Source organism: uncultured Sphaerotilus sp., from assembly GCF_963924895.1.
Taxonomy (GTDB): domain Bacteria; phylum Pseudomonadota; class Gammaproteobacteria; order Burkholderiales; family Burkholderiaceae_C; genus Sphaerotilus.
On the sequence record NZ_CAWURG010000026.1, the window covers coordinates 1 to 21,520 of the forward strand.

Here is a 21,520-nt window from a genome sequence, read left to right on the forward strand (position 1 = left end):
GGCCGAGGGCGTGCAGGCGCTCGGTGAGGCTGGCGTGCTGGGCGGCGTGGGCCAGGCGCTGGGCGTCGAGTTCGCTGGCGAGGGCGTCGAGGCGGGCGCGCTCGGCGGCGAGGGTGTGCTCGGCGTGGGCCTGTGCGGCCAGGGCGGCGTCGGCGCGGGCCTCGGCCTCCAGGGCGCGGGTCTCGGCCTGGCCACGCGCGAGGGCCTGGGCGGTGTCCCACAACTGCCGGGCCAGCGCCTGCACGGGCTCCGGCGCGGCGTCGGGCGCTGGGCCGCGGAAGACCTGGGGGTCGGCGATGCGGGCGCCCAGGCGGGCGAACCAGGTGTCCAGGTGCGGGCTGACGGTGTTGGGCGAGCCGCGGCCGATGTGCTGGCGCACGCGCTCGATGGTGGGGCGGTGGCCGTCGAGCAGCAGCGCGTCGGCGGCGCGCCAGACGTCGTGGTCGGTGATGCCTTTGGTCATGGTGAAGCGCCCTCTTTCGTTCGGATGATTAACTAGCGATAATTGAAGCTTATCGCTAGTGATGCACGTTATCTGTCAGATATCATACAGCGTACATCGTATTTCATACAGTCACCATCCACCATCCACCCTTCATCCACCCAGCCCGGAGTTCTGCATGGCGCTGTCTTTTTCTTCTGATCTGGTGGTGCTCACGCCGGATGGCCGCACGCCGCTGCTGGTGGTCGACGAGTTGCCCGAGAGCAGCCAGGCGGCGGTGCGCGCGCTGCTGGACCAGGGCGAGTCGCCGAACACCGTCCGCAGTTACCGCTCGGGGCTGCGCTACTGGGCGGCGTGGTTCAGCGTGCGCTATGGGCGGCGGCTGGCCTTGCCGCTGCCGGTGCCGGTGGTGCTGCAGTTCATCGTGGACCATGCGCAGCGCATGGACGACGCCGGCCGCCTGGTGCACGGGCTGCCGCCGGCGGTGGACGCGGCGCTGGTGGCGGCCGGCCACAAGGCGGGCCTGGGCGCGCCGGCGCTGGCCACGCTGGTGCACCGGGTCAGCGTGTTGTCGAAGCTGCACCAGTTGCAGGGGCTGGAGAACCCGTGCGACGACGGCCGCGTGCGGGAGCTGATGGCGCGGATGCGCCGGGGCTACGCGCGCCGGGGGGCGCAGCAGGTGAACGCCAAGCCCGCCCTCACGCGCGAGCCGCTGGAGGCGCTGCTGGAGACCTGCGACGGCTCGCTGGTGGGTCTGCGCGACCGGGCGTTGCTGCTGTTCGCGTTTGCCAGCGGCGGGCGTCGGCGCTCGGAGGTGACGGCGGCGACGCTGGAGAACACGCGCCGTCAGGCGGGGGGCTGGGTGTACGAGATGGGGGTGTCGAAGTCGAACCAGGCCGGGCGCGCGCGCGGCGACAGCCACAAGCCGATCGTGGGCCGCGCGGCCGAGGCGCTGCAGGCGTGGCTGGAGGCCTGGCAGCGCGCGGCGGCCGCGGCCGGCCAGCCGGCGCCCAGCGGCGGGCTGTTCCGCCGCATCGGCAAGTCGGGCGTGCCGGGGGCGGCGCTGTCGGCGCAGTCGGTGCGCCTGATCGTGCAGGCGCGCTGTGCGCTGGCGGGGCTGGATCCGGCGTTCTCCGCCCACTCCCTGCGCTCGGGCTTCGTCACCGAGGCCGCCCAGCAGAACATCCCCATGGCCGAGACCATGGCCCTCACCGGGCATCGCTCTCCGGCGAGCGTGTTGGGGTACTTTCGCAAGGGGGAGGTGCTGGGGATGCGCGGGGCGGCGTTGCTCGATGACGGGGTGATGGGCGGGGACGGCAAGAAGAAGCGCTGAAACCACGCCCCGCGCAAGTCAGCGGGTGTCAATCAGCGTTGACACCAAAGAAAGGCACAATATCGGGTTCCACGCGGTCAATACATGAACATCATCATCCTCGACGACTATCAGGACGCCGTGCGCAAGCTGCGGTGTGCCGAACGTCTGGAACTACAGAACGTCAAGGTCTTCACCAACACGGTCAAGGGCATCGGCCAACTGTCCGTGCGGCTGAAGGACGCGGAAATCCTCGTCCTGATCCGTGAGCGCACGCACTTCCCGCGGGCGCTGCTGGAAAAGCTGCCGCGCCTCAAGCTGATCGCCCAGGCGGGCCGCATCGGGTCACACATCGATGTCGAGACCTGCACCCGCCTCGGCATCGCCGTGGCCGAAGGCGTCGGTTCACCGCTGGCACCCGCCGAGCTGACCTGGTCGCTGATCATGACGGCCATGCGCCGTCTGCCGCAGTACATCGGCAACCTCAAGCACGGCGCCTGGCAGCACTCGGGTCTCAAGGCCGGCTCCATGCCCCCGAATTTCGGGCTAGGCATGCTGCTGAGCGGCAAGACGCTGGGGATCTGGGGCTATGGCCGCATCGGCAAGCTGGTGGCGGGCTACGGCCGCGCCTTCGGCATGAAGGTGCAGATCTGGGGCAGCGAGCGTTCGCGCTTGCAGGCGGTGGCCGACGGTTACGAGGCCGCCGAGAGCCGCGAGGCCTTCTTCAGCGACGCCGACGTGCTGAGCCTGCACCTGCGTCTCAGCGAGGACAACCGCGGCCTGATCACGATGGACGATCTGGCGCGGATGAAGCCGACCTCGCTGTTCGTGAACACGGCGCGGGCCGAACTGGTCGGCGACACGCTGCTGGTGACGGCGCTCAACCGCGGTCGCCCTGGCATGGCAGCGGTCGACGTGTTCGAAAGCGAGCCGATCCTGCAAGGCCACCCGCTGATGCGCCTCGAAAACGCGGTCTGCACACCGCACATCGGCTACGTGGAACTCGACACCTACGAGAACTACTTCCAGGCCGCTTTCGACAACGTGACCGCCTATCTGGCCGGCACACCGACGAACATCGTCAACCCGGACGCGTTCAAGCTCCACCCGGGCCTCTGACATGAGCGTGGCGGCGCCCTCGCCCGTGGTCGCCGCCGGCAGCGTGGACGGACCGGCGCTGGCCGCCAGCCAGCGCGCGCTGCTGTTCGGCAACTTCACCATCGGCTGCGGCGTGATGGTGGTGCCCGGCTCGCTCAATGACCTCGTGCGCTCGCTGGAGATTTCGGTGGCGCTCGGCGGTCAGCTGATCAGCGTGGGCGCCATCGGCATGTCCTTGGGCGCACCGCTGCTGGCTGCGCTGCTGGCGGGCTGGGACCGGCGGCGTCTCCTCACGCTGACCCTGCTCTGGTACGGACTGGGGCACCTGCTCTGCGCCCTCGCCCCGAATTACGCGGCGCTGCTGCCGCTGCGGGCGCTGGCGGTGCTGGGCGCGGCCGTCTTCACGCCGCAGGCGGGCGCGGCGATGGGCTTCATGGCGCCGGCCGCCAAGCGCGGGCGCTCCATCACCACCATCTTTCTCGGCTGGTCCATGGCGTCGGTGCTGGGGATGCCGCTGCACGCCTACATCGGCGAGGCATTCGGATGGCGCTGGGCCTTCGGGCTGGTCGCCTTGCTGGGCCTGATTGGCGCGGTCTGGGTGTGGCGCGTGTTGCCCACCGGGGTGAAACCGCCCGCCCTGTCGATGCGGGCCTGGTCCGAGGTCTTCACGCACCCGGTGCTGATGGCGGTGATCGTGGTCACCGCACTGAGCGGCGCCGGGCAGTTCACGCTGTTTGCCTACATCGCGCCCTACTACCGCCAGGTGCTGGGCGCGACGCCGCTCGAGGTGAGCCTGCTGTTCATGTGGTTCGGCGCCTGGGGCCTGGCCGGCAACGTGGTGCTGAGCCGCAATGTGGACCGCATCGGTGCGGCGCGGGCCGTCGGTTTCTTCCTGTCGGGCATTGCCGTGAGTCTGCTGATCCTGCCGGTGGCGTCACGGCCCTGGATGATGGCGCTGGTGATGATCCCCTGGGCGTTTGGCACCTTCGCGTCGAACTCGGCGCAGCAGGCGCGGCTCGGCCACGCCGCGCCGATGCTCGCGCCGGCGCTGCTGGCGCTCAACACCTCGGCGATCTACCTTGGACAGGCGATCGGGGCGATGTCCGGCGGCGCCATCATCAACGCAGCCGGCTTCGGATCGTTGCACTGGGCCGGTCTGGGCTGGACCCTGCTGGCCCTGACCTTGAGCGGCTGGGCGGCGCGCCGCATGTTGCGTGACCCGGACCATGTCTGATCCTGCGATGACCGGGCTCCAGCGCCCTGCTTCGCCGATGCAGATGTTCTGGGTGTTCAGCCGGCTGGCCCTGCAAGGCTTTGGTGGCGTGATCGCCATCGCGCAGCGCGAACTGGTCGACCGGCAGCGCTGGCTGACCGCGGCCGAATTTCTGGAACTGCTCGCCGTCAGCCAGGTGCTGCCGGGGCCGAACGTGGTCAACCTGTCGCTGATGCTGGGCGACCGCTATTTCGGCTGGCGCGGCGTGGTGGCTTCGGTGGGTGGGATGCTGCTGCTGCCGATGCTCGTCGTGCTGGCGGCGGCCGCGCTGTACGGACACTGGTCTGACCTGCCGCAGGTGTCGGGTGCCCTGCGCGGCATGGGTGCGGTGGCGGCCGGCATGATCCTCGCGACCGGCCTCAAGGCCATCCGCGGTCTGCGCAAGAATCCGCTCGGCCTCCAGCTCAGCCTGTGCTACGCGGCGCTGACGGTGGTGCTGATTGGCGCCCTGCGCTTTCCGATGGCAGCGGTGGTGCTCGGGCTGGGTGCCGTGACGATGGGCCATGTGGCATGGAAACTCCGGCGCGGAGCGTCCGCATGAGCGCCCTGTCCGCCGCCGATCTGCTGCAGATGCTCCTGCACTTCACGCTGATGTCGCTGCTGTCGGTCGGCGGCGCCATCACCACGGCGCCGGACATCCACCGCTACCTCGTCCACGAGCACCACTGGCTCACCGACGTGCAGTTCACCGACTCTGTCGCCCTCGCCCAGGCGGCGCCGGGGCCGAACCTGCTCTTCATCGCCGTGCTGGGCTGGAACGTGGCCGGGCCGCTGGGCGTCGTCGCCGCGATGTCCGGCATCCTGCTGCCCAGCTCGACCATCGCCTGGGCCGTGACCCGCTGGGGTCAGCGCCGACCGGACCATCCTGCGGTGCGGATCTTCACCAACGGGCTGACGCCGCTGACGGTCGGGCTGCTGCTGTCGACCGGCTGGGTGCTGTCGCAGCCGGTGCTGGGCCACGGTCGGCCGGGTGGCGTCGTGATGATCGCGCTGACGGTGGCGGTGATGCTGTGCACGAAGCTCAGTCCGATGTGGCTGATCGGGCTGGGTGCCGTGGTGGGCGCGCTGGACTGGGCCTGAACAGCACCCAGGTTCCCACCGCCGCCCAGGTCACCAGCAGCGCCGGAAATCCCCACTGCGGCGACCACTGCAACGCCGCGCCGCCGAGCGCGGGCGCCATCATGCCGCCGAAGGTGTAGGACATGACCAGCACCGAGGTCGCGCTGACCAAGGCCACGCCCCGGTGCCGGCTGCCGATGTCGACCATCGCCACCGTGTACAGCCCGCCGCCCGCAGCGCCCCACAGCAAGGCGATCACCCAGGCCAGTGCTCCCAGTTGACCCACCCACGGCAGCAGCAGCGTGGCCAGCAGATTGACGACCGCACAGACCCGCCACACCCGGGCCGGCCCCCAGCGGTCCACCAGTACGCCGATCGGCACCATCATCAGCGAGCTGCCGATGCCGCTCACTGACACCAGCAGCGCCGCCGCCGCTGCGCCGAGTCCGATCGCCAGTCCGTACAGCGGCAGCACGCTCGCCAGCCCGGCCTCGAAGAATCCGCCCACCAGGCCGGCGACCATGACCACCGGCGCGGCGCGCACGGCGTCAAGGATGCCCAGCAGGCCGATGCGCTCGCCGTGGTGCTGCTGGTGGCTGTGCAGGGTGGGCACGCGCCAGCTGAGGAACAAGGCCAGTCCGATCAGCGCGGTGGCGCTCCAGCGGATCCACTGCGGCGCGATGCCAGCGGTGGTGAGCGCCGCCAGCAGGGCCGGACCGACCACGAAGGTCAGACCGACCATGGTCGAGAACAGCCCGATGATCCGCCCTCGCCGCTCGGCCGGCGCCAGCTCGGACACCATCGACTCCGCGACGATCCAGCGCAGCGCGCCCGCCATGCCCGCCAGCAGATACAGCACGGCCCACACGGCGATCTGCTCGCTCAGGTTCATCAGCGTGAACGCCACGAACGGAACGGCAGCGCTGGTGAGCAAGGCCCGCCGTGCGCCCAGCCGGCGCACCCACAGGGCGGTGAAGGGGGTCGCCAGGACCATGCCCAGCCACTGGGCGGCGCTGAACAGGCCGATCGTGCTGGTGGACAGCCCACGCTCCTTGAGCGTGAACAGCAGCAGCGGGCCATACATGAACAGACCGCACAGTTCGAGGAAGGTCGCGCCGAACAGTGCGGTCAACCCGGCGCGCCCGCGATCCGCCGCGGGCGCTGGGGTCAACGCGGGCTCTCGTAGAACACGTAGGCCGTCGAGTAGTCGCTGATCTCGAAATAGACGCGCTTCTCGCCCTCGTCCTGCGTGCCGTTGAGGTTTTCGTCGAGCACGCCGTAGCCGTAGCGGTACGGCCGCGCCACCTTGTCCTCGGTGCCGTAGGCGGTGCTCATCTTGTCGATCTTGATGAAGCGCTTGACCATCTTGTCGCCAGCGAAGACTTCCAGCACGCCGTTCGTGCCGGTCCAGTTCTGGACGCTGCGCATGATCTCGTTCTGCTTTTCCTGCGTGCAGCCGGCCAGTGCGGCCGCGGCAAGCAGCAGAGCGATTGCGGAGCCGGGCAGGCGGCGGGACAGTATGGTGGTCGTCATGCAGACACTCCCTTGCGCGAACGCTGGCGCAACACTTCGTAGAGACACACGGCCGAGGCGACCGACACGTTCAGGCTTTCGACCGCCCCGTGCATCGGAATGTGGACCAGCACATCGCAGGTCTTGCGGGTCAGCGCCCGCATTCCGGCCCCTTCGGCACCCAGCACGACCGCGACCGGCCCGGTGAGGTCCAGGTCGTAGATCGACTGCTTGGCATCGTCGCTGGTGCCGACGACGAGGATGTCGCGCTCCTTCAGCTCGCCCATCGTGCGCGCCAGATTGGTCACCATGAAGTACGGCACCGACTCGGCCGCGCCGCTGGCCACCTTGGCCACCGTGGCATTGACGCCGACCGCGTGGTCTTTCGGCGCGATGACCGCGTGTGCGCCCGCCCCATCGGCCACCCGCAGGCAGGCGCCGAGGTTGTGCGGATCGGTCACGCCGTCCAGCAGCAGCACCAGCGGCGGGCCTTCGACGCTGTCGAGCAGATCGTCGAGCGAGTGGTTCACGGCCAGTACCGTGACCCGGGCGACGACACCCTGGTGGCGGGTCGTGCCCGCGAGCTTGTCCAGCCGGGCGCCATCGCTTTCGACGATGGTGCGACCGCTGGCTTGCGCGCGCTCGATGAACTGGCGCATGCGCGCATCACGGCGGGCCGTGTCGATGTGGACCTCACGCACCGATTCGGGCGCCGTCTTCAGACGCACCTGCACCGCGTGGAAACCGAAAAGTAGTGTTCCTGACATAGCCGCCGATGGTAGCGCAGCGCGGGCTCAGACCATGCGCCCGGCCTCCAGCCGGATCTGCCGGTCGCAACGCTCGGCAATGCGCGGATCGTGGGTGACCAGGACCAGCGTCGTGCCGATCTCGCGGTTGAGTTCGAACATCAGTTGCATCACCGACTCGCCGGTCGCGTGGTCGAGGCTGCCGGTCGGTTCGTCGGCCAGCAGCAGCGCCGGCCGCACCACGAAGGCCCGCGCCAGCGCCACCCGCTGCTGCTCGCCGCCCGACAGCAGCTTGGGATAGTGGCCGAGCCGCTGCCCCAGCCCGACCCGGCCGAGCATCTCGGTGGCCAGCGCCCGCGCGTTGCGCTCGCCGCGCAGCTCCAGCGGCAGCATCACATTTTCGAGTGCGCTCAGGTGGCCCATGAGCTGGAAGCTCTGGAACACGAAGCCGATGCGCTCGCCGCGCACCGCCGCGCGCGCATCCTCGTCGAGCGCGAACAGGTCGATGCCGTCGAGCCGGACCGTGCCGTCGCTGGGCGTGTCCAGACCAGCCAGGATCGACAGCAGCGTGCTCTTGCCGGACCCGGACGCACCGACGATGGCCACCGATTCCCGTGGCGCGAGCTGGAAACTGATCTCATGCAGAATCGTCAGCTCCCCCGCGGAATCCCGGACGCGCTTGCTGACGCCGGCTACTTCAATGATCGCTACACCCATGCTGAACCCTGATGACACCACTGTTTGGACGCGCCGCGACTGTATCGCGCGCATGGTGTCCTGCGTGGCGCTCGGGGTTGCGGGTTCGGCGGCGGTGGCGCTGCCCGCGACTGGGCGCGCGGTCCGCCTCCTCGTGCTGGGTGACAGCCTGTCGGCCGAGTACGGGCTGGCACGCGGCACCGGCTGGGTGGCACTGATGGAGGCGCGGCTGGTGCGCGACAAGATCGCGGCGACCGTCGTCAACGCCAGCATCAGCGGCGACACGACCTCGGGCGGGCGGGCACGCATCGGCGCCCTGCTCTCGCAGCACCGTCCCACGCACGTCGTGATCGAGCTGGGGAGCAATGACGCGCTGCGGGGTCTGCCGCTCAAGAGCAGCCAGGACAATCTGGTGGCCATCGCCCAGGCGGCCAAGGCGGCGGGCGCCAAGGTGCTGGTGGTGGGGATGCAGGTGCCGCCGAACTATGGCGGGGCTTATACGCGCGACTTTTACGCGATGTTCGGCGAGGTGGCGCGCTCGCAAGGGGCGGCGCTGGTGCCGTTTCTGCTGGCCGGCATCGCGGATGACCCGGACCCGGTGCGCTGGTTCCAGGCGGACCGTCTCCACCCGAACGCCACGGCGCACCCGCGCATCCTCGACAACGTCTGGCCGGTGCTCAAGCCCTGGCTGAAGGCTTGAGGTCGCCCGGATTCAGGGCTTGGCCGGCGGCGTTGGCGGCGTGAATCCCGCCATGCCGGGGAAGAAGCTCTCGGCCTGCTTCTGCATCGTTTCCTGCATCTGCGTGAAGATCGACTTCGACTGGTCGAAGTAGTTGCTCATCATGTGCTGCATCGCCGGGGGCTGCACGGCCATGAACTTCGCCCACGCTTCCGGATTGAAGGCCTTGCCTTCGTAGAGGCCGCCCGTCTGGTCGGCGAAGCGCTTCTGCAGATCGACGAAGCTCTGGAGGTTGCGCTCCATGTACTCGCCCATCATGCCCTGCATGGTGTGGCCATAGAAGCGGATGAGCTGCGCCAGCATCTGCGTCGAGAACATCGGCATGCCGGCGCTCTCCTCTTCCAGGATGATCTGCAGGAGGATGCTGCGCGTCAGTTCATCGCCGGACTTGGCGTCCCGTACTTCGAAGACCTCGGCATCCAGCACCATCTGCTTGACGTCCGTGAGCGTGATGTAGCTGCTCGTCTGGGTGTCGTAGAGGCGGCGGTTGGGGTACTTCTTGAGCACGCGCGGTCCGTCGGGCTGACCTGGGGCCGTTTCCGCGGCGCGGCGATTCGATGGCATGCAACTCTCTCCTGTGTGCGTGTGCACAAAGATTCTAGGCAGCCCTTGGTGCGACCCTTCGCTAGGGTTTGCCCCGGACTGCACCCAGATCAACGGGTACGAACGGTGTGCGACGGCGCGGACAATGAAAAAGGCGCTGACAGTGCCTGCCAGCGCCTTTTCAATTCACGAATCTGGTAGGCGCAATTGGATTCGAACCAACGACCCCCACCATGTCAAGGTGGTGCTCTAACCAACTGAGCTATGCGCCTGGGGTGCCTTGCGGCGGTCTTTCAAATTTTTCTGGTAGGCGCAATTGGATTCGAACCAACGACCCCCACCATGTCAAGGTGGTGCTCTAACCAACTGAGCTATGCGCCTGAAGAGCCTCGAACTATAGCGTGTTTTTAGATTCCGTCAATCGTTTTCAGGCACTTATTTTCTTCTGGCACTTTGAACACCATCCACTTCTCCGACCTGGCGCAGCACATGGGCCAGCGCGGCGGAGTCCCGAACCTCGATGGTGAAGGTCATCCGGGCCGTTTCGCGGATGGTCTGGGTATTCACGCCGATGACGTTGGATTTCTCGCGGGCAAAGACTTCCGAGATGTCGCGCAGCAACCCCTGCCGGTCATTGGCGATGACCGAGATGTTGACCGGGTAGACCGCCGGACGTCCCTGCACGGGAGCGACTTCGCCCCACTGGACGTCGATCAGCCGCTCCGGATTGCGGCCCGCCAGTTGCCGCAGGTTGGCGCAGTCGGCGCGGTGCACCGCCACCCCCTTGCCGCGGGTGACGAAACCGCCGATGGCATCCGGTGGCGCCGGACGGCAGCAATGCGCCAGTTGCGTGAGCAGCGACTCGACCCCCACCACCAGCACGGCGCCACGTCCGCCCGGTGCCGCCGCCGCCGGCTTGAACAGCGGCATCTCGGATTCTGGCGTTGGCGGCAGCACCGGCGCGGGTGGCCGCAGCACGCTCTCGATGTTGCGCAGCGAGAACTCGTCCTTGCCGACCACCTCGAACAGCGCCTCGGCGTTGCGGAAGCCGAGTTGTCCCGCCAGATCGTCCAGCTTGATGGCCGTCTTGCCCTCGCGCTGCAGCAGCTTGTCGACGGCCTCGCGGCCCCGGGCAATCGTTTCCTGCAGCGCCCGGGCGTTGAACCACGCACGCGCCTTGGCCCGCGAGCGCTGGCTCTTCAGATAACCCAGCTGCGGGTTGAGCCAGTCGAGCGACGGGCCGCCCTCCTTCGCCGAAATCACTTCGACCGTCTGCCCGCTCACCAGCGGCGTGTTCAGCGGCACCATCTGACCATCCACCCGCGCGCCGCGGCAGCGGTGGCCCAGGTCGGTGTGCAGGTTGTAGGCCAGATCCACCGCGGTGGCGCCCGCCGGCAGCTCGATCAGCCGGGCCTGCGGCGTGAAGACATAGATGCGTTCCTCGAAGAAGCTCTGGGACGGCGTGTTGTGGCCGATGAAGTCGCGCTCCCACGCCAGCAGTTGCTGCAGCACCGCGCGCCGCGCTTGCGCCACCCGGCCCTCGAAATCGCCCGCAGCGCTCACCCCGGCGTAGCCCTTGGTGCCGGCCTCCTTGTAGGCCCAGTGCGCTGCCACGCCGCTTTCAGCATGGTCGTGCATCTCGCGGGTACGGATCTGGATTTCCAGCGGCCGGTCCTCGTGGTCGAGCACCACGGTGTGCAGCGACTGGTAGCCGTTGGGCTTGGGCCGGGCGATGTAGTCGTCGAATTCTTCCGGCAGCGGACGCCAGACCTCGTGCACGCGGCTGAGCGCGGCGTAGCAGTCCGGCACCGAGGCCACGATCACCCGCAGCGCCCGCAGGTCGAACACGCGCGAGAGCTTCAGCTGCTTGCCCTGCATCTTCTTCCAGATGGAATACAGGTGCTTGGGCCGCCCGAACACCTCGGCCTCCAGGCCGACCTTCGCCAGCTCCTGAGCCAGATGGGCGCGGGCCGTGTCGATGCCCTGCTCGCGTTCGACGCGCTTTTCGGCCAGCTCGGTGGCGATGCGCTTGTAGTCGTCGGGCCGCAGGAAGCGGAAGGCCAGATCCTCCAGCTCCCACTTGATCTGCCAGATGCCCAGCCGGCTCGCCAGCGGCGCAAACACCTGCTGCGCTTCGCGGGCGAGCGCCACCGGGCATGGCGCCTTGGTGGCCGCATAGAAACGCAGCGTCTGCAGCCGCGAGGCCAGGCGCAGCAGCACCACCCGCAGGTCGCGCGAGAACGCCAGCAGCATCTTGCGCACCCGCTCCAGCTGCTCGGCGAGCAGTTCGCGGTCGGTTTCGTCCGTCCATGCGTTGCGCGCGTTGCGCTGGATCCGCACGAGTTGCCGCGTGTGCGTGACGAGGCTGGCGTAGGACGCGCCGAAGGCCTGCTCGACCACGGTTTCCGGCTCGCTCAGGTAGTCCCCGGCGTAGACCAGATAGACCGCCGCCTGCATCGAGGGGGCTGCACCGATGGAGCGCAGGATCTCGGCCACACCGTCGGCGTGGTCGAGCGCGTTCTCGCCGGTGTCGAAGCGGCTGTTGGCCAGCAGGGGCCGCGCAAACTGGCGCGCCCGGTCCAGCCGGTCCATCTCCTGGGCGATGGAGGCGAGGTCTCCGGTGTCGCCGGTCGTGTCTGCGGCCAGCTGGACAATGGGCGCGGCGGCCTCGGCGGGTTCGAGGCGGGTGCTCTTCACGCGGACAACCTCAGGCCAGCAGGAACTCGCGCACGCAGGCGACCTGGTCGTCGGCGATCAGGGTGGGCGCGTGGCCGACGCCGGCGAATTCCACGCATGGTGCCTTGGGACCGCGCTGGCCCATGGTGCGGGCCGTGTCGGCGGACAGCAGGTCGGAGTCCTGACCGCGCACCAGCAGCGTCGGCACCGTGACGCTGTCATAGGCCTTCCAGAGCATGGCTTCGCTGAAGGTCGCGATCTCGGGCGTGAAGGCGCGGAACGGCACGGCAATCGCCGGGTCGTACTGGAACATCCAGCCGCCTTCGGGCGCCGGCTTGAACTGCGGACGGCTCAGCGCCAACCACTGCGCGGGGGTGTGCGGGCCGAAGCTCTGCGAGATGCTCCAGAGGAACTCCGCGCCGGCCTCGACCGACGGGAAGCGCATCGGCGCGCCGAGGTAGGTGCCGATGCGCTGCAGCGAGGCGAACTCGATCACCGGCCCGACATCGTTGAGCACCAGGCGGCTGATCGGCGAGACCTGCCCCTGCGCGTGCAGGGACGCCAGCGACAGGCCGATCAGCCCGCCCATCGAGGTGCCGACCCAGGACACCTGCTCGACGTTCAGCCGCGCCAGCAGCGTGACCATGTCGGCGACGTAGGTGGGCACGGCGTAGTGCATCGGGTCGGGCAGCCAGTCCGAGCGGCCGCGGCCGACGACGTCCGGGCAGATGACCCGGAAATCCGCAGACAGCGCCTGCGCCAGCGTGTCGAAATCGCGGCCCTGGCGGGTCAGGCCATGGGCGCAGACGACCACGCGGGGGTTGTCCTGCGCGCCCCATTCCCAGTAGGCCATTCGGTGCAGGCCCTTGGGGTTGGCGCAGGTGACGTGGTGCAGGCGGGGTTCGGTCATGGGGGACTGTGTCAGGGATGGCTCGGATTCGAGCCCGATAATGGATGTTAACCAACCACCAGAGGATGAATTCATGCTGAAAGGTAAAACCGCATTGGTCACCGGCTCCACCAGCGGGATCGGGCTGGGTGTGGCGCTGTGCCTCGCACGTCAGGGCGCCAACATCATTCTCAATGGCTTCGGCGATGTCGATGGCCCGAAGGCCGAAGTGGCCGCACTGGGCGTGCAGGTCGGCTACCACGGTGCCGACATGAGCAAGCCCGCCGAGATCGAGGCGATGATGGCCTACGCGCAGGCCGAATTCGGCGGCGTGGACATCCTGGTGAACAACGCCGGCATCCAGTTTGTGGCGCCGATCGAGGACTTCCCCGTCGAGCGCTGGGACGCGATCATCGCCATCAACCTCAGCTCCACCTTCCACACGACGCGGCTGGCGCTGCCGTCCATGCAGGCGAAGAACTGGGGCCGGATCATCAACGTCGCGTCGATCCACGGCCTGGTGGCCTCCACACAGAAGTCGGCCTATGTGGCGGCCAAGCACGGCGTGGTCGGTCTGACCAAGGTGACCGCGCTGGAGAACGCCACCACCGGCGTGACCTGCAATGCCATCTGCCCGGGCTGGGTGCTGACGCCGCTGGTGCAGAAGCAGGTCGATGCCCGCGCCGCCAAGGACGGCGTGGACAACGCGGAAGCCGTGCGCCGCCTGCTGGGGGAAAAGCAGCCCTCGCTGCAGTTCACCACGCCGGAAGAGCTGGGCGAACTGGCCGTCTTCCTGTGCTCGCCCGCCGGCAACAACGTGCGCGGCGTGGCCTGGAACGTGGACGGCGGCTGGACCGCCCAGTAAGTCCTTCGGCGCGTTGACCTATCAACGCGTCAGCGTCACCGAGCCCTGCACGGTGGCGCTGAGCAGGCCCTTGCCCGCCTCGGTCGGCAGCGGCGCGGCGTCCGCCTGCATCGCTGTCGCCCGCACCGCCGCCAGCGCCGGCCGTCCACCCACGTCCCCGTCGCTGGACTGCACGCTCACCTCGCGCAACTGGTAGCCGGTGAAGCCGAACTGCCGTGCCATCTCCTCGGCGCGGGCCCGGAATTTCTTGATCGCCTGCGCCGTCAGCTCCGCCTCGTTGCGTTCACGCAACTCCCGGGACAGGCTGTAGCCGGTGCCGACGATGTTCATGCCGGTCAGCTTGCCGGCGGTCGTGGCCACGCGGGCGATGTCCTTGCCTTCCAGCACCAGACCGGCCGTGCCGGTCCATCCATTGGGCTTGCCCTCGCGTCCATAGCGTGGCGAGAGGTTGAAGCCCTCGGTCCGCACCGCCATGCCCGCGGGGTCCGCCTGCTTGCGGGCCTCGTTCAGCGCGGCGTCAAGCACCTGCTTCAGGGCGGATTGCACCGTGTTGGCGTCCGTGCCGTCGCGCACCACCTGCAGTGAAACGGTCAGCACATCGCGCGTGACCTCCAGGCTGGCGCTGGTGCTGAAGGCGATCTGGTTGGCGGGCAGCGCGTCTGCGGCCTTGGCGGTGCCGCTCGCAAGACTCAAGACCAGCATCGCGGTCGGCAGGAACGGCAGGCGGCAGCGGCGGTTCATCGGGGTCATCGTTCGGTCCTCCAAGGGTAGATACGGTAGTTTCAACGATGGGACCTCGCCCGCGGTTCGTGAATAATTCACAGATGTGCGCGATGAGCCAGAGCGCAAGAAATGTAACAGGGGGTCAGACTGGATGAAAAAGTTGGCGGACCTGCGCAGAATCGCCCCTGTTACAAATTCGGAGTACGCCTCATGACCACCGCCAACGCCCAGCGCACCGACCGGATCGTCGTTGTCGATGACGACGCCCGCATCCGCGACCTGCTGCGCCGCTACCTCACCCAGGAAGGTTTCGAGGTGCTGCTGGCCGAAGATTCGAAGGCGCTGAACCGCATCCTGACCCGCGAGACCATCGACCTGATCGTGCTCGACCTGATGCTGCCCGGCGAGGACGGCCTGTCGATCTGCCGCCGCCTGCGCGCTGCCAACGACCTGACGCCCATCATCATGCTCACGGCCAAGGTCGAGGACGTGGACCGCATCGTCGGCCTCGAAGTCGGCGCCGACGACTACCTGCCCAAGCCCTTCAACCCGCGCGAACTGCTGGCCCGCATCCACGCCGTGCTGCGCCGCCGCCCGGTCATGGAAGCGCCCGGTGCGCCGTCGCGCGACGCGCAGACCGTCGTCTTCGGCCCCTTCGAGTTCGACCTGGCCCTGCGCCGCCTGACCCGCGAAGGCGAAGTCATCTCGCTGACCACCGGCGAGTTCTCGATGCTCAAGGCCCTGGTGCGCCACCCGCGCCAGCCGCTCAGCCGCGACAAGCTGGCCCAGCTGGCCCGTGGCCGCGAGTTCGAGCCCTTCGACCGCAGCCTGGATGTCCAGGTGTCCCGCCTGCGCAAGATGATCGAGCCCGATCCGTCCCAGCCGCGCTACATCCAGACCGTCTGGGGCGTCGGCTACGTGTTCGTGCCGGACGGTGCAGCGTGATTTCACAGCCCCTGATACATTTGGTTTCAAATACCCTAACCTGTAGTCAGGGGACCCACTGCGAGCGGCTCGGCCGGCGCATGGTGACCAACCGACGCTGCTGACCTCCTTCATGGCCTCCACGAGTTCTTCCTACCCTCCGCCCCAGGCCCCTCGCGAGTCGCTGTTCAGTCTGCTGGCCCGCGGCGTGGGCACGGTGGTGCGCCGCTACATGCCGATGAGCCTGTTCTGGCGGACCTTCCTGCTGCTGTCGCTGATGCTGGGGGTGGGCATCATGGGCTGGGTCTACACGCTGCGCTTCCTCGAACTGGAGCCGCGCGGCGTGCAGGCGGCCCAGCAGATCGCCAGTCTGGTCAATCTGTCGCGCGCCGCCCTGCGCTACACCGACCAGGTGAACCGGGTCGCCCTGGTCAAGAACATCGCCGAACAGGAAGCCGTCAAGCTCCAGCCCCGCGAGCCCAACGACCGCTGGGAGCCCTTCGAGATCGACCGCTTCACCCGCGCCATCGGCTCGGAACTGCGCAGCCAGCTTGGCCCGCACACCATCATCGCCAGCAGCGTGAATGGCAAGCCCGGACTCTGGGTCGGCTTCCTGATCGAGACCGACAACTACTGGCTGCAGGCCGACCGCGGCCGCGTCCAGCCCGCCGTCACCGGCAAGACCACCTTTGCGGTGATGGGCCTGACCTTCCTGCTGACGCTGGGCGGCTCGGCGCTCATCGCCGGCCTCATCAACCGCCCGCTGCGCCAGCTGTCGATCGCCGCCAGCCGCATCCGTGACGGTGAATACACGCCCAGCCTCGACGAGAACACGACCACCCGCGAGATCCGCGAAGTCAACCGCGGCTTCAACCGCATGGCGCGCGAGTTGGCCAAGATCGAGGACGACCGCGCGGTGATGCTGGCCGGCATCTCGCATGACCTGCGCACGCCGCTGGCGCGCATCCGGCTCGAAACCGAGATGAGCGTCTACGACGAGGAGGCCAAGCGCAACATGGCCGCCGACATCGACCAGCTCGACGCCATCATCGACAAGTTCATGGATTACGCCCGGCCGACCGAGGTCAAGCTGGTGCCGATCGTGCTGGCGGTGCTGCTGGACACGGTGATCCGGCGCGTCAACGGCGAGCATCTGAAGGTCGTCGCCCGCGTCACCACCGATGTGCGCGTGCTGGCCGACGAGACCGATCTGGACCGCGTCTTCGCCAACCTGTTCGAGAACGCGCGTCGCTATGCGCAGACCGAAGACGGCGTCGCGCGTGTCACCGTGACCTACGCCCGCTCGGGCGAATGGGTGCTGGTCAGCGTGCGCGATGAAGGCCCGGGCGTGAGTCCGGAGCAACTGGCGCGGCTGACGACTCCGTTCTACCGAGGCGACAAGGCCCGCACGCACACCCACAGCACGGGCGCCGGTCTCGGCCTCGCCATCGTGGACAAGACCGTTTCACGCATGGGCGGGCAACTGGAACTCAGCAACGCCTCGGGCGGCGGCTTCGTGGCCTATGTGAAGCTGCGCAAGGCGCCCTGAAGCGCATGCTGCGCCGGATCACTTCATGCAATTGAGCAGCGTCAAGCTCGGCGCGGGCCGGTTCAGGGTCCTGCGTCCCTACCCCGGCCGGGCGGTCAACGCGGCGCCGGATCGCCAGACGCGTGCCCCTTCGCCAAGCGATCGGCTTCGTCGAACACTTGTTGCACGACGCTTTCCAGCTCGCCAGGAGGGTCACTGCTGTAGGTGACGCACTTGCTGTAGGACGCGACCGAGAAGCAGACCTGTGTGCTTGATGCGTCCGACATGCGCAGCATGCTGGTGCGCACCGTGCCGTCGTCCTGAAGCACGACTGAATAGCGTGTCGTGGTGTCGGCTGACATCTCGAAGAAACGCATCCCGTAGAACGCGTTCAACAGGGTCATGAGGTCCTTGCGGTCGTATCGAAACGGCAGGCTATGACCGCCCCGTTCCAGCATGGCGCTGCCACTGCCACTCAGACGAACGCGCTGCATAGTCGCCCCCCCTCTCGCGGGCTGACGCGTCACCTGAACGCGAACCTCGTCAAGGGGATAGGACGCTGGTGGCTTCCCGACTGAGTGGCCCGCCTTCGCAGCCATCGCATTCATGCCCACCAGGCAAGACAGGTAAAGGGGCAGGCCGGAAAGAAGCTTTCGAAACGAGGCAGGTATGGCCATGAAGCTTCCTGAAAAAAAGAAATGGGACCCCGTTTCCGGGGTCCCATCATGCCGGACCGACGGAAATCAGGCCTTGCGACGGCGCACCGCAGCACCGATGAATCCCAGCCCGGCCAGCATCATGGCGAAGGTCTCAGGTTCAGGCACGGCAGTTACGGCCGTGTAGCCGAGGTCGGTCATGATGCCGACTTCGATCGCGCTGTAGGTGCGCGGCCACGGGCCGGTCGGGCCCTGGGCCGTCATCATCGTGCCGTAGATGGCAGGGTTCTGGTCATCCGTGTGAGCCACGCTGCTGCCACCTTCCCAGGTGGTAGGTGTGTATAGACCGACCGGTTGACCGCCGTTGGCGGCAGCTGCATTGGCGCCGTTGAAGAACAGACCACCTGCCGGGCTTGCGCCGCCCACGCTGCCAGCGTCCCACACAGCCTGATTCAGCGCGAACGTGGTGTTGTTGACCACCCGATTGCCATTCTTGTCGACCAGGAAGCTGTCATAGGTCGTCCACTCGCCCGCAGCCTTGGTGCCACCGAAAAACGGGGTACCGTCTTGAACGATGCCCGACGCAAAGCCCAAAGCGTGCGTGTACTCGTGGAAGATGGTGCTGTAGAAGTCGTAATCGGTCGACGACGTCGTACCCGTGCCCAGGTTCCACGGTTGACCGAAGTTGACGTTGACCGAACCGTCTGCGGTTGCACCATTGAGGTCCACGCCAGTCAGCGCCTTCGTGCGGACGATTTCCTGGACAGTGAACCCCGCCCCATTACCACCAAAGGCCTCGGACCCTGCTGATGCCAGGTTGTTGCTGAGCGGAAGATCTGTCGCGGAGGCTGTCAACAGGATCGTGGCGGTGTTGCTGAAATAGCTGCCAAACATCGTGGAGAACGCAGCGGACGATTCCGCCATGGCGGCTTGGCGTGCGGCGCCGGAAGCGGGATCCCAGAACCCAAGGCCGTTGTTGGTGCCGTAATCGAAGGTGAACTCGATGTTCGCCTGCGCAGCAGAACCGAAAGCCAGGCAACCGACCACGACACCGCCCTTGAACAGTGCGCGTGTCACTTGGGACAGCCGGTGGGAACTACGGGTATTGAATATCATGGTGGGCTACTGCAACGGTAAATATGGTTGGCGAGAACGCAAAGAAGACAAGCGCAAGAATAGGTGGTGTCAGATGCGACAGGGCCCATAAGTTGCTCTGAAGTCCCCCCTTGTTCAGGGTGTTCCCAACCGAGATCGACCACACCCCGTGCCGGCACAGTGGCGGCCAGACGGCACGTCTGTTCGCTTCTTCACCGCACGACCACTCGGCGCCGCGAATTTGCTACCGCTTGTTCTCGGGCGCTAGCTGGGAAGCTTCTCCAGAATGACAGGCCGGGACCGCCAGATGTCGTGCGCGTACTCGGCGATCGTGCGGTCGGACGAGAAAGCCCCCATGCCTGCGATGTTGAGCACCGCCTTGCGTGACCACTCGTCCGCGTTGCGGTAGAGCGTGTCGACCCGGTCCTGCGTCGCGATGTAGTCGGCGTAGTCGGCCAGCAGCAGGTAGTGGTCGCCCCAATTCACCAGCGCGTCGAAGATGGCCTGGAAGCGCGCGGGCTCGGACGGACTGAACACGCCATTGCGGATCGCGTCCAGCGTGGCGCGCAGCTCGGCATTCGACTCGTAGTACTTGCGCGGCTCGTAGCCCTGGGCGCGCAACTCGGCCACCTGCGGCGTGGTGTTGCCGAAGATGAAGAAGTTCTCCGCCCCCACCTGCTCGCGCATTTCCACGTTGGCGCCGTCCAGCGTGCCGATGGTCAGCGCGCCGTTGAGCGCGAACTTCATGTTGCCGGTGCCGGACGCTTCGGTGCCGGCGGTGGAGATCTGCTCCGACAGATCGGCGGCCGGGATGATGACCTCGGCCAAGCTCACGCTGTAGTTCGGGATGAATACCACCTTCAGCCGGCCGCCGACGCGCGGGTCGTTGTTGATCGTCGTGGCCACATCGTTGATGAGCTTGATGATCAGCTTGGCCTGGTGGTAGGCGGAGGCCGCTTTGCCGGCAAACACGACCACCCGCGGCACCCACTGCGCGTCCGGATTCGCCAGGATGCGCTGGTAGCGGGTGATCACATGCAGCACGTTGAGCAGCTGGCGCTTGTACTCGTGGATGCGCTTGACCTGCACGTCGAACAGCGCGTCCGGGTTCAGATCGACGCCGAGCTGCTTGAGTACGACGCGGGCCAGACGCTCCTTGTTCTGGCGCTTGACCTTGCGCACGGCGCCCAGGAATCCCGGCAGATCGAGTGCGTGTCGCAGGCCTTCGAGCTGGTCGAGCTGCCGGCGCCAGCCGCGGCCCAGACGCTGGTCCAGCAGCGCGGCCAGTCCAGGGTTGGCCTGCGCCAACCAGCGGCGCGGGGTCACGCCGTTGGTCTTGTTGTTGAAGCGCTCGGGCCAGAGCTGGGCGAAGTCGGCAAAGATCGACTCCTTCATCAGCTGGGAGTGCAGTGCCGAGACGCCGTTGACCGAGTGGCTCGCCACCACCGCCAGATAGGCCATGCGCACGCGCCGCTCGCCCGACTCGTCGATCAGCGAGAGCTTGCGCAGCAGCTCCGGCTGGTGGCCGTGCTGCGCACTGACGTCGCCGAGGAAATGCGCGTTGATGTCGAAGATGATGCGCAGGTGCCGCGGCAGCACCCGGGCGAACATCTCCACCGGCCAGGTCTCCAGCGCCTCGTGCATCAGCGTGTGGTTGGTGTACGAGAACACCTTCTGGCACAGCTGCCACGCCTTCAGCCAGGGCACGCGGTGTTCGTCGACCAGCAGGCGCATCAGCTCGGGAATCGCCAGCACCGGGTGCGTGTCGTTCATGTGGACGCTGACCTTGTCGGGCAGCGCATCGAAGCCGGTGTGGGTACGCAGGTAGCGGCGCACAAGATCCTGCAGGCTCGCCGAGACGAAGAAGTATTCCTGACGCAGGCGCAGCTCGCGACCAGACGGGGTCGAGTCGTCGGGATACAGGACCCGGGAGACGTTCTCCGAGTGGTTCTTGCCCTCGACCGCGCCGAAGTAGTTGCCCTGGTTGAAGGCGCGCAGGTTCATCTCTTCGGTGGCCTTGGCCGACCACAGCCGCAGCGTGTTGGTCGCCTCGGTGCCGTAGCCGGGGATGATGGTGTCGTAGGCCATCGCCAGCACGTCGTCGGTGCCGACCCAGCGGACCGTCTCGCCGTGCTGCTCCAGCTGACCGCCGAAGCGCACGCGGAACTGCACCTCCGGCCGCGGGAACTCCCAGGGGTTGCCTTTGGTGAGCCAGTAGTCGGGCGCCTCGACCTGCCGGCCGTCGACGATCATCTGGCGGAACATGCCGTAGTCGTAGCGGATGCCGTAGCCGAAACCGGGGACACCCAGCGTCGCCATCGAATCCAGGAAGCACGCCGCCAGCCGCCCCAGGCCGCCGTTGCCGAGCGCGGCGTCCGGCTCCAGGTCGAAGAGCTTGTCGGTGTCGATGTTGACGTCCAGCTCCGACAGCGCCTGCCGGATCGTCGGCATCAGCTCCAGCGCGAGGATGGCGTTGGAGAAGGTGCGGCCGATCAGGAATTCCATCGAGAGGTAGTACACGCGCTTGACGTCCTGCGCGTACTGGGCGCGGGTCGTCTTCATCCAGCGCTCGACGAGGTGGTCGCGCACGGCGTAGGAGACGGCGTGCAGCCAGTCCTGCGGCAGCGCCGAGACGGGATCCTTGCCGACCGTGTACATCAGCTTGTTGGAGATCGCGCGCTTGAACGCAGGCACGTCGCGGGCGAGGTGGTCGTAATGGTGTTCGAACTGGGTCAGGTCCATGG

General features: G+C 67.5%; 21 protein-coding genes and 2 tRNA genes. 9 read left to right on the forward strand and 14 right to left on the reverse strand.

The genetic code is table 11. From position 1 onward, the window contains the following. Window positions 1-463 (reverse strand): DNA-binding protein (locus AABN02_RS10645; protein WP_338414912.1); only part of this gene is annotated, 463 nt, incomplete at its 3' end. Window positions 464-620: 157 nt separating this feature from the next. On the opposite strand from AABN02_RS10645, the gene AABN02_RS10650 reads away from it, so the two are divergent. The 5 genes from AABN02_RS10650 to AABN02_RS10670 all read left to right on the forward strand — a co-directional run bounded on the left by AABN02_RS10650 (window position 621) and on the right by AABN02_RS10670 (window position 5,205). Then, the gene (locus AABN02_RS10650) at window positions 621-1,775 is read left to right on the forward strand and encodes a site-specific integrase (protein ID WP_338414913.1); all 1,155 of its coding nucleotides are present in this window, start codon (window positions 621-623) and stop codon (window positions 1,773-1,775) included. 84 nt (window positions 1,776-1,859) lie between these two features. Further along, window positions 1,860-2,873 carry a D-2-hydroxyacid dehydrogenase family protein gene (locus AABN02_RS10655; protein ID WP_338414914.1) on the forward strand — a complete coding sequence of 338 codons (1,014 nt, stop codon included), beginning with the start codon at window positions 1,860-1,862 and terminating at the stop codon, window positions 2,871-2,873. Between the two features lies 1 nt (window position 2,874). Next, complete coding sequence (locus tag AABN02_RS10660; RefSeq protein ID WP_338414915.1) at window positions 2,875-4,086, forward strand: MFS transporter; 1,212 nt, start codon at window positions 2,875-2,877, stop codon at window positions 4,084-4,086. Then, window positions 4,079-4,666: a chromate transporter gene (locus AABN02_RS10665; RefSeq protein ID WP_338414916.1), complete on the forward strand. Its 588-nt coding sequence runs from the start codon at window positions 4,079-4,081 to the stop codon at window positions 4,664-4,666. Before AABN02_RS10660 ends, AABN02_RS10665 begins: the two co-directional genes overlap by 8 nt. Further along, on the forward strand, window positions 4,663-5,205 hold the full coding sequence (locus tag AABN02_RS10670) for a chromate transporter (protein ID WP_338414917.1): 543 nt from the start codon (window positions 4,663-4,665) through the stop codon (window positions 5,203-5,205). Before AABN02_RS10665 ends, AABN02_RS10670 begins: the two co-directional genes overlap by 4 nt. On the opposite strand, the gene AABN02_RS10675 is transcribed toward AABN02_RS10670, so the two are convergent. From AABN02_RS10675 to AABN02_RS10690, 4 genes are read right to left on the reverse strand one after another with little or no spacing between them, the layout of a single operon-like run. Next, on the reverse strand, window positions 5,147-6,316 hold the full coding sequence (locus AABN02_RS10675; RefSeq protein WP_338414918.1) for an MFS transporter: 1,170 nt from the start codon (window positions 6,314-6,316) through the stop codon (window positions 5,147-5,149). The two genes, AABN02_RS10670 and AABN02_RS10675, sit on opposite strands and share 59 nt — an antisense overlap. A 35-nt stretch (window positions 6,317-6,351) precedes the next feature. Next, window positions 6,352-6,717, reverse strand: a complete 366-nt coding sequence (locus AABN02_RS10680; protein ID WP_338414919.1) for a hypothetical protein — start codon at window positions 6,715-6,717, stop codon at window positions 6,352-6,354. Further along, window positions 6,714-7,463, reverse strand: a complete 750-nt coding sequence (rlmB, locus tag AABN02_RS10685) for a 23S rRNA (guanosine(2251)-2'-O)-methyltransferase RlmB (RefSeq protein WP_338414920.1) — start codon at window positions 7,461-7,463, stop codon at window positions 6,714-6,716. Before rlmB ends, AABN02_RS10680 begins: the two co-directional genes overlap by 4 nt. 27 nt (window positions 7,464-7,490) lie before the next feature. After that, complete coding sequence (locus AABN02_RS10690) at window positions 7,491-8,159, reverse strand: ABC transporter ATP-binding protein (protein ID WP_338414921.1); 669 nt, start codon at window positions 8,157-8,159, stop codon at window positions 7,491-7,493. A 52-nt stretch (window positions 8,160-8,211) separates the two neighbouring features. On the opposite strand from AABN02_RS10690, the gene AABN02_RS10695 reads away from it, so the two are divergent. Next, complete coding sequence (locus AABN02_RS10695; RefSeq protein ID WP_338415067.1) at window positions 8,212-8,838, forward strand: arylesterase; 627 nt, start codon at window positions 8,212-8,214, stop codon at window positions 8,836-8,838. A 12-nt stretch (window positions 8,839-8,850) separates the two neighbouring features. On the opposite strand, the gene phaR is transcribed toward AABN02_RS10695, so the two are convergent. The 5 genes from phaR to AABN02_RS10720 all read right to left on the reverse strand — a co-directional run bounded on the left by phaR (window position 8,851) and on the right by AABN02_RS10720 (window position 13,006). Then, window positions 8,851-9,441, reverse strand: coding sequence for a polyhydroxyalkanoate synthesis repressor PhaR (phaR, locus tag AABN02_RS10700; protein ID WP_338414922.1), 591 nt, complete (start codon window positions 9,439-9,441; stop codon window positions 8,851-8,853). Window positions 9,442-9,615: 174 nt separating this feature from the next. Continuing rightward, a tRNA-Val gene (locus AABN02_RS10705) sits at window positions 9,616-9,692 on the reverse strand. 32 nt (window positions 9,693-9,724) lie between these two features. Beyond that, window positions 9,725-9,801, reverse strand: a tRNA-Val gene (locus AABN02_RS10710). A 54-nt stretch (window positions 9,802-9,855) separates the two neighbouring features. After that, the gene (locus AABN02_RS10715; RefSeq protein ID WP_338414923.1) at window positions 9,856-12,117 is read right to left on the reverse strand and encodes a bifunctional (p)ppGpp synthetase/guanosine-3',5'-bis(diphosphate) 3'-pyrophosphohydrolase; all 2,262 of its coding nucleotides are present in this window, start codon (window positions 12,115-12,117) and stop codon (window positions 9,856-9,858) included. A gap of 10 nt (window positions 12,118-12,127) precedes the next feature. Then, the gene (locus AABN02_RS10720; protein ID WP_338414924.1) at window positions 12,128-13,006 is read right to left on the reverse strand and encodes an alpha/beta hydrolase; all 879 of its coding nucleotides are present in this window, start codon (window positions 13,004-13,006) and stop codon (window positions 12,128-12,130) included. Window positions 13,007-13,079: 73 nt separating this feature from the next. On the opposite strand from AABN02_RS10720, the gene AABN02_RS10725 reads away from it, so the two are divergent. Beyond that, window positions 13,080-13,850 (forward strand): 3-hydroxybutyrate dehydrogenase, encoded by a 771-nt coding sequence (locus AABN02_RS10725; protein WP_338414925.1) that lies wholly within the window; start codon window positions 13,080-13,082, stop codon window positions 13,848-13,850. 21 nt (window positions 13,851-13,871) lie between these two features. On the opposite strand, the gene AABN02_RS10730 is transcribed toward AABN02_RS10725, so the two are convergent. After that, on the reverse strand, window positions 13,872-14,600 hold the full coding sequence (locus AABN02_RS10730; RefSeq protein ID WP_338414926.1) for an SIMPL domain-containing protein: 729 nt from the start codon (window positions 14,598-14,600) through the stop codon (window positions 13,872-13,874). 183 nt (window positions 14,601-14,783) lie between these two features. Between AABN02_RS10730 and ompR the strand changes: the two genes are divergently transcribed. Further along, window positions 14,784-15,518, forward strand: coding sequence for a two-component system response regulator OmpR (gene ompR / locus AABN02_RS10735; protein WP_338414927.1), 735 nt, complete (start codon window positions 14,784-14,786; stop codon window positions 15,516-15,518). Between the two features lie 112 nt (window positions 15,519-15,630). Next, on the forward strand, window positions 15,631-17,046 hold the full coding sequence (locus tag AABN02_RS10740) for an ATP-binding protein (protein ID WP_338414928.1): 1,416 nt from the start codon (window positions 15,631-15,633) through the stop codon (window positions 17,044-17,046). Between the two features lie 95 nt (window positions 17,047-17,141). Here the strand turns inward: AABN02_RS10740 and AABN02_RS10745 are convergent, their stop codons facing one another. From AABN02_RS10745 to AABN02_RS10755, 3 genes are all read right to left on the reverse strand, one after another. Next, complete coding sequence (locus AABN02_RS10745; RefSeq protein ID WP_338414929.1) at window positions 17,142-17,702, reverse strand: hypothetical protein; 561 nt, start codon at window positions 17,700-17,702, stop codon at window positions 17,142-17,144. A 66-nt stretch (window positions 17,703-17,768) separates the two neighbouring features. Further along, on the reverse strand, window positions 17,769-18,797 hold the full coding sequence (locus AABN02_RS10750; protein WP_338414930.1) for a PEPxxWA-CTERM sorting domain-containing protein: 1,029 nt from the start codon (window positions 18,795-18,797) through the stop codon (window positions 17,769-17,771). A 243-nt stretch (window positions 18,798-19,040) separates the two neighbouring features. Next, window positions 19,041-21,518 carry a glycogen/starch/alpha-glucan phosphorylase gene (locus AABN02_RS10755; protein WP_338414931.1) on the reverse strand — a complete coding sequence of 826 codons (2,478 nt, stop codon included), beginning with the start codon at window positions 21,516-21,518 and terminating at the stop codon, window positions 19,041-19,043. Between the last annotated feature and the right edge of the window lie 2 nt (window positions 21,519-21,520).